The sequence below is a fragment of the Daejeonella sp. AP26 genome (genome assembly GCF_056680515.1).
Genome location: NZ_CM155286.1, coordinates 930,823 through 945,481, shown reverse-complemented (window position 1 = coordinate 945,481; position 14,659 = coordinate 930,823). Strand labels below are relative to the sequence as shown.

17 protein-coding genes are annotated in these 14,659 nt (G+C 40.9%); 11 read left to right on the top strand and 6 right to left on the bottom strand.

The window, feature by feature from the left end; all coding sequences use genetic code 11:
* The first annotated feature begins 23 nt into the window (after window positions 1-23).
* From AC1MCB_RS04050 to AC1MCB_RS04020, 7 genes are all read left to right on the top strand, one after another.
* On the top strand, window positions 24-602 hold the full coding sequence (locus tag AC1MCB_RS04050; RefSeq protein ID WP_479967469.1) for a Crp/Fnr family transcriptional regulator: 579 nt from the start codon (window positions 24-26) through the stop codon (window positions 600-602).
* A gap of 116 nt (window positions 603-718) precedes the next feature.
* Window positions 719-1,381, top strand: coding sequence for an NADPH-dependent F420 reductase (locus AC1MCB_RS04045; RefSeq protein ID WP_479967468.1), 663 nt, complete (start codon window positions 719-721; stop codon window positions 1,379-1,381).
* Window positions 1,382-1,425: 44 nt separating this feature from the next.
* Entirely contained in the window at window positions 1,426-2,001 is a 576-nt protein-coding gene (locus tag AC1MCB_RS04040; protein ID WP_479967467.1) for a YceI family protein, read from the top strand.
* A 64-nt stretch (window positions 2,002-2,065) separates the two neighbouring features.
* Entirely contained in the window at window positions 2,066-3,145 is a 1,080-nt protein-coding gene (locus AC1MCB_RS04035) for an LLM class flavin-dependent oxidoreductase (protein ID WP_479967466.1), read from the top strand.
* Window positions 3,129-3,563, top strand: a complete 435-nt coding sequence (locus tag AC1MCB_RS04030) for a DoxX family protein (RefSeq protein WP_479967465.1) — start codon at window positions 3,129-3,131, stop codon at window positions 3,561-3,563. The genes AC1MCB_RS04035 and AC1MCB_RS04030 overlap by 17 nt, the downstream gene beginning before the upstream one ends.
* A gap of 245 nt (window positions 3,564-3,808) precedes the next feature.
* A complete protein-coding gene (locus AC1MCB_RS04025) occupies window positions 3,809-6,085 on the top strand; it encodes a cation:proton antiporter domain-containing protein (RefSeq protein WP_479967464.1) in 2,277 nt (758 codons plus the stop codon).
* A 66-nt stretch (window positions 6,086-6,151) separates the two neighbouring features.
* Window positions 6,152-7,123 (top strand): polyprenyl synthetase family protein, encoded by a 972-nt coding sequence (locus AC1MCB_RS04020; RefSeq protein WP_479967463.1) that lies wholly within the window; start codon window positions 6,152-6,154, stop codon window positions 7,121-7,123.
* Between the two features lie 80 nt (window positions 7,124-7,203).
* Here AC1MCB_RS04020 and rpmA read toward each other — a convergent pair whose 3' ends face one another.
* The 4 genes from rpmA to AC1MCB_RS04000 all read right to left on the bottom strand — a co-directional run bounded on the left by rpmA (window position 7,204) and on the right by AC1MCB_RS04000 (window position 9,681).
* Entirely contained in the window at window positions 7,204-7,617 is a 414-nt protein-coding gene (gene rpmA / locus AC1MCB_RS04015; RefSeq protein WP_479967462.1) for a 50S ribosomal protein L27, read from the bottom strand.
* A gap of 89 nt (window positions 7,618-7,706) precedes the next feature.
* Entirely contained in the window at window positions 7,707-8,018 is a 312-nt protein-coding gene (gene rplU / locus AC1MCB_RS04010) for a 50S ribosomal protein L21 (RefSeq protein WP_479967461.1), read from the bottom strand.
* 156 nt (window positions 8,019-8,174) lie between these two features.
* On the bottom strand, window positions 8,175-9,026 hold the full coding sequence (locus tag AC1MCB_RS04005; RefSeq protein ID WP_479967460.1) for an amidohydrolase family protein: 852 nt from the start codon (window positions 9,024-9,026) through the stop codon (window positions 8,175-8,177).
* 328 nt (window positions 9,027-9,354) lie between these two features.
* Window positions 9,355-9,681, bottom strand: a complete 327-nt coding sequence (locus AC1MCB_RS04000; protein WP_479967459.1) for a GYD domain-containing protein — start codon at window positions 9,679-9,681, stop codon at window positions 9,355-9,357.
* Window positions 9,682-9,997: 316 nt separating this feature from the next.
* On the opposite strand from AC1MCB_RS04000, the gene AC1MCB_RS03995 reads away from it, so the two are divergent.
* The 4 genes from AC1MCB_RS03995 to AC1MCB_RS03980 all read left to right on the top strand — a co-directional run bounded on the left by AC1MCB_RS03995 (window position 9,998) and on the right by AC1MCB_RS03980 (window position 13,068).
* The gene (locus AC1MCB_RS03995; protein ID WP_479967458.1) at window positions 9,998-10,426 is read left to right on the top strand and encodes a LexA family protein; all 429 of its coding nucleotides are present in this window, start codon (window positions 9,998-10,000) and stop codon (window positions 10,424-10,426) included.
* A gap of 415 nt (window positions 10,427-10,841) precedes the next feature.
* The gene (locus AC1MCB_RS03990; protein ID WP_479967457.1) at window positions 10,842-11,444 is read left to right on the top strand and encodes an HD domain-containing protein; all 603 of its coding nucleotides are present in this window, start codon (window positions 10,842-10,844) and stop codon (window positions 11,442-11,444) included.
* Window positions 11,445-11,597: 153 nt separating this feature from the next.
* The gene (gene cmoA / locus AC1MCB_RS03985; protein WP_479967456.1) at window positions 11,598-12,344 is read left to right on the top strand and encodes a carboxy-S-adenosyl-L-methionine synthase CmoA; all 747 of its coding nucleotides are present in this window, start codon (window positions 11,598-11,600) and stop codon (window positions 12,342-12,344) included.
* Between the two features lies 1 nt (window position 12,345).
* On the top strand, window positions 12,346-13,068 hold the full coding sequence (locus AC1MCB_RS03980) for a methyltransferase family protein (RefSeq protein ID WP_479967455.1): 723 nt from the start codon (window positions 12,346-12,348) through the stop codon (window positions 13,066-13,068).
* 103 nt (window positions 13,069-13,171) lie between these two features.
* Here the strand turns inward: AC1MCB_RS03980 and AC1MCB_RS03975 are convergent, their stop codons facing one another.
* Window positions 13,172-13,810 (bottom strand): phosphatase PAP2 family protein, encoded by a 639-nt coding sequence (locus AC1MCB_RS03975; protein ID WP_479967454.1) that lies wholly within the window; start codon window positions 13,808-13,810, stop codon window positions 13,172-13,174.
* Window positions 13,811-13,862: 52 nt separating this feature from the next.
* A complete protein-coding gene (locus tag AC1MCB_RS03970; RefSeq protein ID WP_479967453.1) occupies window positions 13,863-14,636 on the bottom strand; it encodes a phosphatase PAP2 family protein in 774 nt (257 codons plus the stop codon).
* Between the last annotated feature and the right edge of the window lie 23 nt (window positions 14,637-14,659).

Below are 14,659 nucleotides of genomic sequence, written 5' to 3'. Positions count from 1 at the left end.
TCCTAAACCGGACGGAACATTTTATGTATGAACTCTTTTTTGAAAGGCTGAATGAGAAAATCGCTTTTACCAGCGAAGAGAATGAAATAATAAAAAGCTACCTCACGCCAAAAAAACTTCGTAAAAAACAATATCTCTTACAGGCCGGTGACGTTTGTAAAACTATCGCCTTTGTAGAACACGGCACCCTGCGTGCTTATTCCACAGACGCGAAGGGAAATGAACATATCATACAATTCGCCCTGGAGGGGTGGACGATATCTGACTTATACAGCTTTATGACTGGCGAGCCAGCAACCTATCACATTGATGCATTGGAAGATTCAGAGTTGGTACTGATCAGTAGATCAGCCCAGGAAGAAATCTTGAAAAGAGTACCTAAATACGAAACATACACCCGAATGCAGATAACAGGGGCTTATCTTGCTATGCAGAAAAGGCTCACCTCTAATATCAGTTTATCGGTCGAAGAGCGATACCTGTATTTTATTAGCCTATACCCTGACATCGCCCAGCGTGTGCCTCAACACATGATTGCTTCTTACATGGGTCTGAAACCGGAAACACTTAGCCGGGTTCGCAAGAAAATAGCCAGCAAATAATAACTTCAGATAAATAAGAAAAAGCATTGACATAAATCAATGCTTTTTCTTGTTTGAACTCAACAGATCGGGTACAGGACGTCCGTTACCTTTGCTGTATCAAATTTCACCCCGATATGCGGACAAAACAAACAATAGCAATCATTGGTGCCTCAGGTAATATGGGTTCTGCCATTGCCAGAAGCCTTAGCAAAGGAAATTACAGGCTCCTGCTTTATACAGACAAACACGATAAAGTGGAAAGTCTGTTAAAGGAGATCAGACAAAGTAATCCTGCTGCAGATGCTGAATCTGTAGAATGCTCTTTCGATGCAAGTTGGGAGTCCGATATCATTATAGCAGCAGTTCCCTTTGAGGCCGAACGCGAAGTTGCTGAGCGGATCAGGGAAGTTGCTAACCAGAAAATTGTGATTAGCATAGCAAATCCCCTCAATGAGACCTATGATGGCCTGACCACTGCAGACGACACCAGTGCTGCTGAAGAATTGCAAAAGCTATTACCTAATTCAAAGGTGATTAAGGCTTTCAACACCACTTTTGCCGCCGATTTTTTAACACCCGTTCTAGCCGGCCAACAAGTAGATTCATTTATAGCCGGCAACGATAAAGATGCAATACAAATTGTCGCCGACCTTGTTAAAACCGCAGGCTTTAATCCAATCCTGGCTGGTGACCTGTCAGTCAGCCGGACGCTGGAAAAGATGCAGCTGCTGCTTATCCAACTGAATAACAAAAGCAACTATAACTGGCTTGCGGGCTGGAAGATCCTTCATAATTAACAAATAAATAACACATCAATTTTTAAAAACTCAAAAAAACAATCATGAAAAAAATCACATTCGTTCTCTCGTTCCTGTTATTCACAGTTACCGCTTTCGCGCAAACTGCATGGAAAGCCGACACTTATCATTCTAAATTAGGTTTCACAGTGACCCACTTAGGTATTGCCGATGTTCCCGGCCATTTTGATAAATATGATGTAACCGTTACGTCGTCAAAAGCCGATTTCAGTGACGCAGTAGTAGAACTAACCGCTGATGTAAATTCTATTAACACAAGGATTGAACCCAGAGATAAACATTTAAAAAGTGCCGATTTCTTTGATGCCGAAAAATTCCCCACGATGAATTTCAAAAGCACTAAAATTAAAAAAGCTGGAAAAAACAAGTACAAACTGACAGGAGACTTAACTCTGCACGGAATTACAAAGCCAGTTACGCTTAGTTTAGTATACCGTGGTACCACAGCCAATCCAAATGCTAAAGGGGCTCCTGTTGCCGGTATACAGGTCACAGGTACTATTAAACGTTCTGATTTTGCACTTGGTAGTGGCTTCCCTGCTCCTATGATCAGCGATGAAGTTGTAATTAAGGCAGACGGCGAATTCGGTAAGATCTAATAAATCTAATAAAGCAACCCCTCCCGTAAACTGATCTGATCATAAAACAACCTTAGCAACGATCATGGAATTAGGCTTATATACTTTTGCAGATATGCAGCCCAACGGCGCTGGAGAAAAAAAATCTGCGCAGCAGCGGATTAAGGATCTGATGGAAGAGATAAAGCTTGCTGACGAACTTGGACTAGATGTCTTTGGCGTCGGTGAGCACCACCGTCCGGACTATGCAGTGTCTTCTCCCGCCGTAATTTTAGGAGCAGCGGCTACGATTACTAAAAACATCAGGTTGACAAGTGCGGTTACCGTCCTCAGTTCTGATGATCCTGTTAGGGTGTTCCAGCAATTTGCAACCGTCGATCTTTTGTCCGGTGGACGTGCCGAGATAATGGCGGGCAGAGGTTCCTTTATTGAATCTTTCCCGCTGTTTGGTTACGATCTGCAGAACTACGATGAACTTTTTACAGAAAAACTTGATCTGCTGTTAAAGCTTAACAAACAGGAAAAGATTTCCTGGGATGGAAAGCACAGTGCAACAATACAGAACCGCGGCGTTTATCCCCGTCCCTATCAGCAAGAACTCCCTGTCTGGCTTGCAGCCGGGGGCACGCCTGCTTCAGCTGTAAGAGCAGGCACCTTAGGATTACCCCTTGCACTGGCGATAATTGGCGGAATGCCGGAGCAGTTTGTTCCCTTTGTCAACCTTTACCGCTCATCAGCTGAAAAGGCGGGCAATGATCCAAAGAAATTGCAGCTGGGCATAAATTCACATGTCTATATCGCGGCCGATTCGCAGAAGGCGGGCGATGAATTCTACCCCTCTTATGCATCCATGATGAATAACATTGGCAAAGACAGAGGATGGTCACCCTTAAGCAGGCAGCAATTTGACTACTCAAGATCAGAGAAAGGCGCCCTTGCTGTTGGTAGTCCGCAACAGGTGATCGATAAGATCTTGTATGAATATGAATTGTTTGGTAACACCCGCTTTTTAGCTCAAATGAGTCTGGGAAACATGCCTCATTCAAAAATCATGCACTCCATCGAATTGTTTGGCACACAGGTGGCCCCTGCTATAAGACAAGCAATTAATAAATCTTCACAATCCAAAAATCAAACGAATACAACAAATGAAACAGTTATTTAAAATTGAACATCATACAAGTAAAGTCGATATTGCACTATTAATTTTAAGGGTAGTTATCGGCGTTCTAATGCTGGTTCACGGCTTCCCTAAAATGCTTACTCTTTTTTCCGGCGAGCCAATTCAATTTCCCGCACTTATCGGGACACCTGCCCTATCATTAGGTTTGGCGGTATTTGCTGAAGTAGTTTGTTCCATATTGATCATATTCGGGTTTGGGACCAGGTTAGCAGCAATTCCATTGATCATTACGATGCTTGTGGCCGTCTTACTTGTCCATGCTGCCGATCCATTTGCCAAGCAGGAAATAGGGATTCTTTATCTGGTGTCATATGTAGTACTCCTGATTGCCGGAAGCGGAAAGTATTCTATCGACAAAATGCTGGCCGACAGGCAGCCGGATCTGGCTTATGCTAAATAATCGACCAGGTCTGGTTAAAGTCGGCTAAAGTAGTTTCAAGGAACAAATTAAAAAGAGAACAGGTTATTTACCTGTTCTCTTTTTTACTTTCTGAATGTCATATAAATTTACTTCTAGCCTATTATATAACGATTTTTCAAGTTTTTGTTACTTTTATAAAGTATCAGCGGCACAAATTTAGTTTTGCTTTCTTTCTGAAAGCGGATCCTGGTTGCAGGATTTGATTTTATTCTTTAAAATAATACATGGGGCACTTACCAAAACTGATAGAAGACTTAGCACTAATATTAATTACCGGAGCAATAACAACTTTATTGTTTAGAAGTATAAAACAGCCTTTAGTTTTAGGGTATATTATTGCTGGTCTACTCGTTGGTCCCCATTTATCATTAACTCCAACAGTTGTTGACACAACCAACGTAAAAACGCTGGCAGACATAGGAGTTATATTTTTACTTTTTAGCCTGGGATTAGAATTTAGTTTTAAAAAGCTAATGCGGGTTGGAGGTTCAGCCTCGATCACGGCATTTGTAGAAATTATCTTTATAACGCTATCGGGTTACTTCCTTGGTAAATGGATGGGCTGGTCTACCATGGACAGCTTATTTCTGGGTGGTATGCTTGCCAGTTCCTCCACAACTATTATTATTAAAGCCTTTGATGAACTGGGCATAAAAACCAAGCAATATGCACGGATAGTATTCGGGGTACTTGTAGTAGAAGATATTGTAGTAATCCTGCTGATGGTACTGCTATCAACGGTAGCAGTTACACAACAGTTTCAGGGCACTGAAATGTTATTCACTGTTTTTAAATTACTATTCTTTTTGGCGCTCTGGTTTATAACCGGAATTTTCCTTCTGCCTTCATTACTTCGAAGTGTAAAAGGGCTGCTCGATGAAGAGACCCTCCTCATCCTTTCAATCGGTCTTTGTTTAGGAATGGTACTGATAGCGACCCAGGTTGGTTTTTCAGCAGAACTAGGCGCTTTCATCATGGGTTCTATCTTAGCTGAAACTACGAAAGCGGAAAAGGTAGAGCATCTGATCAAACCGGTCAAAGATCTGTTCGGAGCAGTCTTTTTTGTGTCGGTTGGAATGCTCATAGATCCTGAAGTTATCTGGCAGTACCGCTGGCCGGTGTTATGGGTTACCTTATTGACTTTATTCGGAAAATTGTTTAGTACCACTATAGGTGCCCTGCTCTCCGGGCAACCGCTAAAGCAATCAGTACAAGTTGGTATGAGTATGGCCCAGATTGGTGAATTCGCTTTTATCGTAGCCGCACTGGGAGTATCACTAAAGGTTACCAGCGACTTTTTGTTCCCCGTTGCAGTCGGTGCTTCGGCTATAACCACATTCACAACGCCCTACATGATCAAATTCTCTGATCCCTTTTATAATTTCGCCGTAAAGCTGCTCCCGGATAAATGGGTCACCAACCTGAGTAATTATTCGTCGAGCACACAAAAGATCCAGGCTGAAAGTGACTGGAAACGAGTACTCAAGGCATATATAAACATCGTACTTATTAACGGAATTGTGATTCTTGCGTTAATGCTGCTTTCAATTAATTTCCTCCTTCCCTATTTCAGTGAAATAATCGATAATAATATAACCGGTAAACTTTTATCTCTTGTCGTTTTATTAGGAATAGCAACTCCATTCTTTTGGGCTTTGATGGCCAAGCGGCCAAATAATATGGCTTATAAAGAAATGTGGCTCGATAAAAAATACAATCACGGACCACTATTAGTATTAGAAATCTCCAGAAATTTAATCGGAGTCATATTAATTACCTTCTGGGTGAGTAAGATCGTATCAACCGCAATGACCATACTGGTGGCTGTACCGGTGATCGTTTTTGTCCTTGTCTTCTTCTCAAACAGGTTGCAGCGGTTTTACCAACGTATTGAAGGCCGGTTTTTAACCAATCTGAACGCGAGGGAGGCGGCGAATGAGAATGAGTCCCCTGCAGCAGACGTGCTTCTTAAAAATGCATATTCCGAATCTGACCTTTCACCCTGGGAGGCGCACATAGTTGACCTGCCGGTGAATCCGCTGGCGTCATATATAGGAAAAACATTGCAGGAACTGGGCTGGCGCGAAGAGTATGGAATAAGTATAGCCTATATTAAACGGGGAGATAAGCTTATTCATGCACCCGGAGGGCTTCATAAGTTACTGCCTTATGATCGCGTCGGCATTATTGCAACTGATGCCCAGATGCAAACCTTCAAACCTGTATTTGATACTATGGATGCAATAGGCCCGGATGATTCAAACATGGAGGATATTGTTTTGCAGAAGATCCTGGTAGATGAGCATACCAAGCTTAAAGGATACAGTATAAAAAACTCTGGAATTGGCGAAAAAACCAACGGCCTGGTAGTTGGCATTGAAAAGAATGGCAAACGGATCTTAAATCCCCACTCTTCTGTTGTGTTTGACTGGAATGATATTGTATGGATTGTGGGCGACAGGAACAAAATCCAGAAAATGACAGAGCCGTCCGTTAGCTGATGCTGATTTCTGAGGATAATTAATTGAAATTTTTGTGACCATAGCCCCAAGCCGTACCTTTACCAAATGCATTCTATCAGCCAGCTTCAATCTCTCATAAATCAGGCAATAGCCGATTCAAAATATCCTCAAACGCCCAAAGAACTTTATGAGCCATTGTCATACCTGATGGAGCTGGGAGGAAAGAGAATGCGGCCGGTTTCTCTTTTGATGGCCTGCAACCTGTTCACAGATGAGATAGCTAAGGCTGTCAAACCTGCTTTGGCTATTGAAGTGTTTCACAATTTCACCCTGATGCACGACGATATCATGGACAATGCTCCCTTGAGACGGGGAAAGATAACTGTTCAAAACAAATGGAATAATAATGTAGCGATCTTATCAGGCGATGTGATGCTGGTTGAGGCGTATAAGCTCATCATGCAGGTTGAACCCGCAATTCTTCCGGACGTACTCAATATATTTAATGACACTGCCGTAGGCGTCTGTGAGGGTCAGCAAATAGACATGAACTTTGAGAACATAGAAAATGTGTCGGAAGCCGATTACCTGGAAATGATTCGCTTAAAAACTGCGGTTCTTCTTGCGGCAGCTCTAAATATCGGCGCGCTTGTAGGTGGCTCCTCTAAAAACGATGCTGAACTGCTTTATAAATTCGGAATAAATTTAGGGCTCGCTTTCCAGCTCAACGATGATATATTGGACGTGTATGGAGATCCCGAAAAATTTGGCAAACAGGTAGGCGGCGACATCATCGCAAATAAAAAGACATTTATGCTGATAAAAGCCAAAGAACTAGCTTCCGGTGACACCAGAAGAAATCTTAATAAATGGCTGGATATGACTGACAAACCTCAGGAAAAAGTTTCTGCAATAACAGAGATTTACGATCAACTGAATGTAAGACAACTTGCGGAATCAAAGATGGCAGCCTATGCTGAACAGGCATTGACATACCTAAGCCTGGTAGATGTGGAGGTTTGGAAAAAAGAGTCTCTGAATAATTTCGCTGCTAGTCTTTCCGTTAGAGAGCACTAATTGAATTACTAATATCCTTAAAAAGAAAAAGCCTTACCGAATAATCGGCAAGGCTTTTATATAATAACCCTCAACGGCAATTACAATTCTTCTGCAGGAGCTAATTTTTCGCCCGGAGCTTCTGTTACTTTTTCAGCAGCAGCTTTTTCTTCAACCACTTTCTTTGCTTTTGCAGCAGGTTTAGCAGCTGTCTCTTTCACTTCTTTAACAGCAGGAGCAGCAACAATCGGTGCGTCATCCTCTAATGGAAGAATTGAAACGTATGATTTATCATCACGTTTTTTAGTGAAAACTACAGTACCATGTACCAAAGCGAATAAAGTATGATCTTTACCAATACCTACAAATTTATCCGGGTGATGTTTGGTACCACGCTGACGAACAATGATATTACCTGCTAACGCAGCTTGTCCGCCAAATATTTTAATACCTAAACGCTTGCTATGCGACTCGCGACCGTTTCTGGAACTACCGGCTCCTTTTTTGTGTGCCATGCTTTTTTATTTTATATGGATTGAATCAATCCGAAATTTTAAAACTTAATCAGTGCAGTTACTTAAAACCTGCAACTTAGAACTTACAATTATAAAGTGATCCCTGTGATCTCTATTTTAGTGAATTGCTGGCGGTGGCCATTTTTCTTCTTGTAGCCTTTACGACGTTTCTTTTTGAAAACAATCACTTTATCTCCTTTTAAATGAGACACGATCTTAGCTGAAACTTTAGCACCTTTCAAAGCGTCTGTACCGACTTTGACTTTACCACCATCTTCTGCTAATAATACATTGTCAAATTCAATACTAGCGCCCTCATCTCCTTGTAAACGGTGTACAAAGATATGCTGGTCTTTTGCAACTTTGAATTGCTGTCCGGCTATACTTACTATTGCGTACATTATTAGATTAATTTATTTAAATACTTAATTTTTTACGAGGTGCAAATATAGAAATTTATTTCTTAAATAAAACACAAAGTTCAGTTAACCAGGCATTCAAAACACTCCGTATAACTGCTATTACCACAGTTGCCTTCATTTCCCGCTTTAAACTGTTTATTTCGTGAACAGCTTCTCAGCATTTTTATAGAAAATCTTTTCCTTCTGCTCCTCTGACAGGAATTCAAGAGCGTTGAGGTTAGCAATAACTTGACTGATATCACCGTTATCCGAGCCGAACATTAATCGGTTTTCTAATCCGGCATCAATTAATCGTTTCATGATGGAACGAAACTCTGCCGGCGGGAAGATATCCGGATTAGAGATCGCCGAAATGTCAGCATATACATTCCGGTAATAATTCATAATTGCAAGTGTATCTTCGATATACGGAGCGCCCGAATGCATGATCCAAACCTTTAGCCTTGGAAAGCTCTGAAGCATCTCTTCCATCAGCATCGGGCTGCCCAACGCGACCCTAAAATTCGGACTTCCATGATTAGGGCCAGCTAATCCTGTATGAACTCCTACCGGTAAACTATATTTTTCCGCTAATGCATAAAACGGAAAGAGCTTTTTATCTGAAGCTGAAATGCCGTCATACTGACTCAAAACTTCGCCGATAAAATCTATCTTCATTTCCTTGATCTGTTCTTCTACCCAGTTTATCTCCGGCAAATCTTTTTGATCTTCAAAACAAAATTCATGACTGTAAGGAACTTTCCCATTAGGACAAGCCAGCATAAGGCCCTGTAAAATAGCTAAACTCTGCGTGTTTTGATATGATTTCTGTAACCTCCACGAAGTACTGACTGCCGTTTTGTAAACTCCCGCGGCTTTCAATCGACTTAATTGTCGACTAACGTCTGAATCACCATGTATATGTACATCAAAAATTTTCTGTGCAATTGCTTTAGTGCCATTCCCAAATACTAACAGTGAAACAAGGGTGCAGAAGAATATTTTCATGACAATTAGTTATCTCGAATAAAAAGGAACTAAAGATGGAAGCAAATGCAAAATCTAAAAAGTTTAAAATAAGCTATCTGTATAAAGATAGAAGGATTTCTGATTATCCAACTTGCTGAGGGGTGATCTGTTTACCGTGATTATCGGCAGATAAAGATTCCAAACTAATAACCTGCCGTCGACAAAAAATGCAGTTATATTTCCTATCCTATTCATCCCGACACAACAAAAACTACGTACACACCCGGCAGCAGGAAGATCTACGGCTGTGGCTAGTTACAGGGCCGGTGATCCGTGCAGATAATATCCTTGAAGAGAAAATTCTGATCTATAGTCCCGGAGGTCGATAACCAACGGCTCCGGCACGACCAAGAGCGTCAATTGTTTCCTCAACCGTGAGCAGCACGGTAGTTTCACATTTCGCCAGGGCGCCGCCTCCATAGATAGATATGATTACCGAAGCCATCGAAACATTATCAGGGGCTTCCCAAATATTATAACCGTCACATTCACCTAGCGCATACCAGAATCCGTGCAGCTTGCCGCCCACTGACTCGATATATCTTCGGGCAGCCGCACGGCGATCCTCTGGATTTTTCATCAACCTTGCCCAGGTTTCGGGCGTGTAGCTGAAGCGTGTGAGATATATAGCCATCGCTTTTGATTTTTTGTCTTTGCCTAATTTTTTATTCTTTGATTAGCTCCGTTTCCCTCTCTGCCTGACTGGAAGCTCCAATGGAACATGCAGAATGAAAATACAAATTATAAACGTATTAACCGTTTATTAATAACCAGAAAATCACATTGTTATAATGCACTTCTTCCTGTCTGGGGTACAACCAAGCCTGCCATTGGCGATCACCACAGAAATAATCGTACTTCTTTGTTACCGATCAACTGGAAAAAAAAATCAAATCATCGTGCATTTGATTGCTAAAAATATTAGTAAATTTACAGCATAATTAGAACTTATGTTACGCGACTTTATAACCCTTCCGGATATTTATTCGGGGCCTCTTAAAGCTCACGAATATGTTGAAGGATCTCAATCCCGCGAAGATGGTTATCGGGAAAGCAGCCTGCATATCCTTCGCCGGTTGGTAACAGACCCCCAGAATACCTGCTACTTTGAAGTTTCTTCGGATGAGATGGAGCTGTTCGGAATCAAACAAGGAAATTTACTGGTGGTTGATCGCTCAAAAAATCCCGAGGGCGGCATGATTGTGATCGCCCGACAAAACGGTGAATGGTTGGTTCGCCAGTTGATCACCCACGTAAAGAAGAACTATCTGACCACTGGCAAAGAAGAAGACGAACTCCTCAAGATTGATGATTCTTCCGGCATAGTGATCTGGGGAGTAGTTACATGGAGTTGCTGTGCGCAGTTAGAGTTGAAATAGTAAGTATAACACTATTAATTATAGCGTTAATTTATGCTCTGGACACCTCCAAAAATTAGATTTACATTTACAACAGCTACTCGCATAACGTTGAAGGCACCCATCTTCCAACTCTTTAAGAATCGCTCATTTAAGTCTGCTATAATCTCCGACAGCGCGGCCGGTTCCCCTCCAAACAGAGGTTTGTCGCAAACGGATAGCGTGCATTCTGAACTTCTCTGTTTTTTACTAACTTTAAAGATCATGCGTTACAAAGACTTATATCCTGTAGCCGAAATGATGCAAACAGACTTATGCACATTGCATTCGTTATCCCTGTTACAACAAACGAAAGATAAGCGTTCGTTTACTTCTAACCAATACCCACACTTAATTTCAACTAACGGGAGCAAGAAAATTATATGAAAAATAAAGGATGATGCAGATTGACAATTTATTAAAACAAGTAGCCTTCATAAAAGAGATTGACAAGTTGAAGTACATTCAACGAAAAACTAAACTATTTAATAGCGACAGACAGGAAAATGACGCTGAGCATAGCTGGCATTTAGCAATGATGACAATTGTGTTGGCAGAGCATTCAAACAAGCCCGTAGACGTTCTTAAGGTTTTGAAAATGGTGCTAATCCACGACATCGTAGAAATTGATGCAGGCGACACTTTTATTTACGACTCTACAAAAAGCCATAACAATACAGACGAAGAACTTATTGCAGCGAAACGCATTTTCGGACTTTTACCCGTAGAGCAAGCCCAGGAATTTATAACCGTTTGGAAGGAATTTGAAGAAGGTATTACAAATGAAGCAAAGTTTGCAAAATCCATGGACAGGTTTGAACCATTATTGCAAAACACTTCAAATAATGGTGGAACCTGGGCGGAGTTTAATGTGCCTTATCATAAAGTCTACGAAAAGAAAAAAGCAATTAAAAACGGTTCGACTACAATTTGGAACTATGCTGAAAAATTAATAGATGAAAGTGTGGAAAAAGGCATTCTTATAAAAGAAACTGACTGAACGAGCAGAAGATTACTGCCATTAACGGTTTGGTGGAATTTAGGCTCAAGTCGATGCGTTTTAAAACTTCAGAATTACAACAGAATTTAATTGTAATTCGCATGGAGAATAATTTTAATTTATGGAAATTCACTAATCATTAGTTTCTGCCAAATGACCTCCAGGGATAAAATAAGTAAAGATGAAATCTTCAAAGAAGATATTAATGCCCCGGCTGATTTCAAGTTTGGAAGTAAAGTAGCTGGAGTCTTTGATGATATGGTCAATCGCTCTGTTCCGTTTTACGGTGAAATCCAAAGGATGATCGCTGAGCTGGCAGCTGATAGAGCTATACAGGGCACAGACATTTACGACCTGGGTTGCTCTACCGGAACCACAATGGTCGGAATGAATACCTTAGTGGCAGAACACATTCGTTTCATTGGGATAGATGACTCTGTAGAAATGCTAAAGAAATGTTCAGAAAAGTTAGAGGAGGCAGGATTTAAACGACCCTTTGAGCTTAGGGTAGCAGATCTGCAAGACAATATTGAAATAACCAATTCTTCTGTAGTTGTATTATGCCTGACATTGCAATTTTTACGCCCGCGTTTTAGGGACAAATTGCTAAAAAAGATCGCTGAAGGACTCGTACCAGGAGGTATACTCATTTTAGTTGAAAAAGTGCTCGCTGAGGAAACTACCTTTAACAGGGATTTTATAAAATATTATTACGACTATAAACGCAGAAATCATTACAGTGATCTGGAAATATCGCAAAAGAGAGAAGCTCTTGAGAATGTACTTATTCCTTACAAGCCTGGTGAAAATATACAGATGCTACGGGATGCCGGATTTGGTGCCTGTGAAATATTTTTCAAGTGGTATAATTTCGCCGGTTTTATAGCCACCAAAAAGTAACATGATCGCTGTAGGAAACTTCTTTTTCAGATACCGTAATGTTCTATTCATATTCTTATACCTGTCTCTTCTAATTCCTTCCAGAGGAATCTTTACTGCAGCGCGGTTCGGTGATAGCTATTACTTCTGGCCTTTAATTATCGGACTATTTATTACGATTTCCGGGCAGGTGATCCGGGCAGCCACAATCGGACTGGCCTACATAATCAGGGGAGGTAAAGACAAGAAAGTCTACGCGGATAAACTTGTAACCGAAGGCGTTTTTAATCACTGCCGAAACCCACTGTATGTCGGAAATATATTAATGCTCCTGGGGGTAGGTATTCTCGCCAACTCATTATTCTATATCCTGGTCATTATCCCGGTTTTTCTATTTATTTATCAGGCGATAGTCCTTGCAGAGGAGAATTTCCTGAGGCAAAAATTCGGTGATCAGTTTAATAGCTATTGTGGCAGAGTTAACCGGTGGCTATTGGATTTTACAGGTATGCAAAAAACCTTTACCAGCATGCGCTTCAATGCAAAACGCTGGATACTTAAAGAATACAACACGCTTTTCATCTGGATTATAGGAATCAGCATCATAATTCTTTTCAAATATCCGTTATTGACGGGTAATGATCCTGAACTTAGAAATGTGCTTCTGCTGACCGTCTTTCTACTATTCGGTTTTCTATACTTGTTTATCAGGTATCTTAAAAAAAGTGGAAAGTTAAAAGAGTAGTTGCAAAGTGGTCGCGGATGCTCCTTTACGGCCTTTTTGAAGTTGTTATAAACAAGATTTCCTGGCAATCGTGCGCTGTTTGTTCTATTGTCTATATTGCTCGTCACGAGTTATCAGGTATATCAAGATATAAGTAGCTTAATGTCAATAAGTACCCGACCCCTAAAATAAAGCCTCCTAATACATCGGTAAGCCAATGTGCCCCAAGATAGACGCGGGAGATGGGAATCGTGAAAATTAAAAGAAAGCAAATAGAGGAAGTTAAAACCCGCAGAACCGTTGGAATCACGCTCAGCTGGTACATTAACAGCGCTAAAAATCCAAAAAATACTACATAGAAGAACACATGCCCACTCGGAAAGCTGGGTCGTTTGGCTATTTCAATAAGCCTAACCAGGTCTGCTGATGGTCGGGGCCTGTTAATCCAGCTTTTCATCGCGAACGTTATTAACCCGGAAAAAAGCGTGAGTGTGATAAAAAGTGATTCCTTTTTTAAGTTAAATAAGTAGAACGTTAGCGACGTTGCAAGTACCATGATTATAGAATAAGGTACTGTACCGAAAATGCTTATAAACTTCATTAAATAATCAAGGGAAACAAATTGATGCTCCTGTACTTCTTCAGAAAACTCCCGGTCGGCAATGGAGAACGGAAATTGCAGTACAATTATGGTCAGGAGAATATACCCTGAAATGATTCCACTAATCAGATAAAAGAATATACGCTTTCTGTAATTATTCATTTAAGGAAGCTGGCACACTTACCTAGAAGTTTTCGGGCCATTTGTAGCTTTCCTATTTAAGCGGGACCGATAAATAAAAACCATAGACACCCTGCTGATAGGTTGGAATAAGAACTGATTGCGAATCTCTGGACTTTGCAAAATTTCTTTTAATTATCGGAAAGGTCCAGTACGCTACCTTAGTTGAAAGCACTCCTATTCCTGCGCCAGCCACTACATCACTGAACCAATGCTTATTGTTAATCATTCTTAACGTGCCTGTTGCAGTTGCCGCAGTGTAAGCAGCGATGCCATACCACGGCGAAACCTCATTATACTCCCGCTTCATAAATTCTGCTGCAGCAAAAGCTGTGGCGGTATGGCCTGATGGAAACGAGCGATAATCAGAACCATCTGGTCTGAGTTTATGCGTTTGTGTTTTAAGCGTGTTAACTGAAAGTCCCATGATGGTATGGGCAATTGCAAAAATGGCTGTTTTGTCAAATACATTATTCTTTCCCCTGACACCAAGCAAATCCAATGCATAGACTGCCGCTACAGGAGAATACTGAAGTTTATCATCTATATGGTTATTAAAGCCCGGATAATCCTCCTTAAGATCCGAACTTAGATAGTGATCAAACCGCGTCAGCACATTCGGGTTTTGGGCTGTAAACCCATATATAAGACTAACAGCAGGAACCAGTAAACGGACTTTCTTATTTATTTGAATTTGCTGATGTAATGGATATCGAACTGAATCTAACTGATTCTGCAAACTATCAGCACTCTGTGAATAAGTATTGGTAGACAGGATCGTAAAAAGAACTAAAATATACTTTTTCAAAACACATCAATTATCTGACAGTT

Excerpts from the sequence above, each read along its gene's own strand:
- AC1MCB_RS04050 (WP_479967469.1), top strand. The coding sequence starts at position 24 with ATGTATGAACTCTTTTTTGAAAGGCTGAATGAGAAAATCGCTTTTACC.
- AC1MCB_RS04045 (WP_479967468.1), top strand. The coding sequence starts at position 719 with ATGCGGACAAAACAAACAATAGCAATCATTGGTGCCTCAGGTAATATG.
- AC1MCB_RS04040 (WP_479967467.1), top strand. The coding sequence starts at position 1,426 with ATGAAAAAAATCACATTCGTTCTCTCGTTCCTGTTATTCACAGTTACC.
- AC1MCB_RS04035 (WP_479967466.1), top strand. The coding sequence starts at position 2,066 with ATGGAATTAGGCTTATATACTTTTGCAGATATGCAGCCCAACGGCGCT.
- AC1MCB_RS04030 (WP_479967465.1), top strand. The coding sequence starts at position 3,129 with ATGAAACAGTTATTTAAAATTGAACATCATACAAGTAAAGTCGATATT.
- AC1MCB_RS04025 (WP_479967464.1), top strand. The coding sequence starts at position 3,809 with ATGGGGCACTTACCAAAACTGATAGAAGACTTAGCACTAATATTAATT.
- AC1MCB_RS04020 (WP_479967463.1), top strand. The coding sequence starts at position 6,152 with ATGCATTCTATCAGCCAGCTTCAATCTCTCATAAATCAGGCAATAGCC.
- rpmA (WP_479967462.1), bottom strand. The coding sequence starts at position 7,617 with ATGGCACACAAAAAAGGAGCCGGTAGTTCCAGAAACGGTCGCGAGTCG.
- rplU (WP_479967461.1), bottom strand. The coding sequence starts at position 8,018 with ATGTACGCAATAGTAAGTATAGCCGGACAGCAATTCAAAGTTGCAAAA.
- AC1MCB_RS04005 (WP_479967460.1), bottom strand. The coding sequence starts at position 9,026 with ATGAAAATATTCTTCTGCACCCTTGTTTCACTGTTAGTATTTGGGAAT.
- AC1MCB_RS04000 (WP_479967459.1), bottom strand. The coding sequence starts at position 9,681 with ATGGCTATATATCTCACACGCTTCAGCTACACGCCCGAAACCTGGGCA.
- AC1MCB_RS03995 (WP_479967458.1), top strand. The coding sequence starts at position 9,998 with ATGTTACGCGACTTTATAACCCTTCCGGATATTTATTCGGGGCCTCTT.
- AC1MCB_RS03990 (WP_479967457.1), top strand. The coding sequence starts at position 10,842 with ATGATGCAGATTGACAATTTATTAAAACAAGTAGCCTTCATAAAAGAG.
- cmoA (WP_479967456.1), top strand. The coding sequence starts at position 11,598 with ATGACCTCCAGGGATAAAATAAGTAAAGATGAAATCTTCAAAGAAGAT.
- AC1MCB_RS03980 (WP_479967455.1), top strand. The coding sequence starts at position 12,346 with ATGATCGCTGTAGGAAACTTCTTTTTCAGATACCGTAATGTTCTATTC.
- AC1MCB_RS03975 (WP_479967454.1), bottom strand. The coding sequence starts at position 13,810 with ATGAATAATTACAGAAAGCGTATATTCTTTTATCTGATTAGTGGAATC.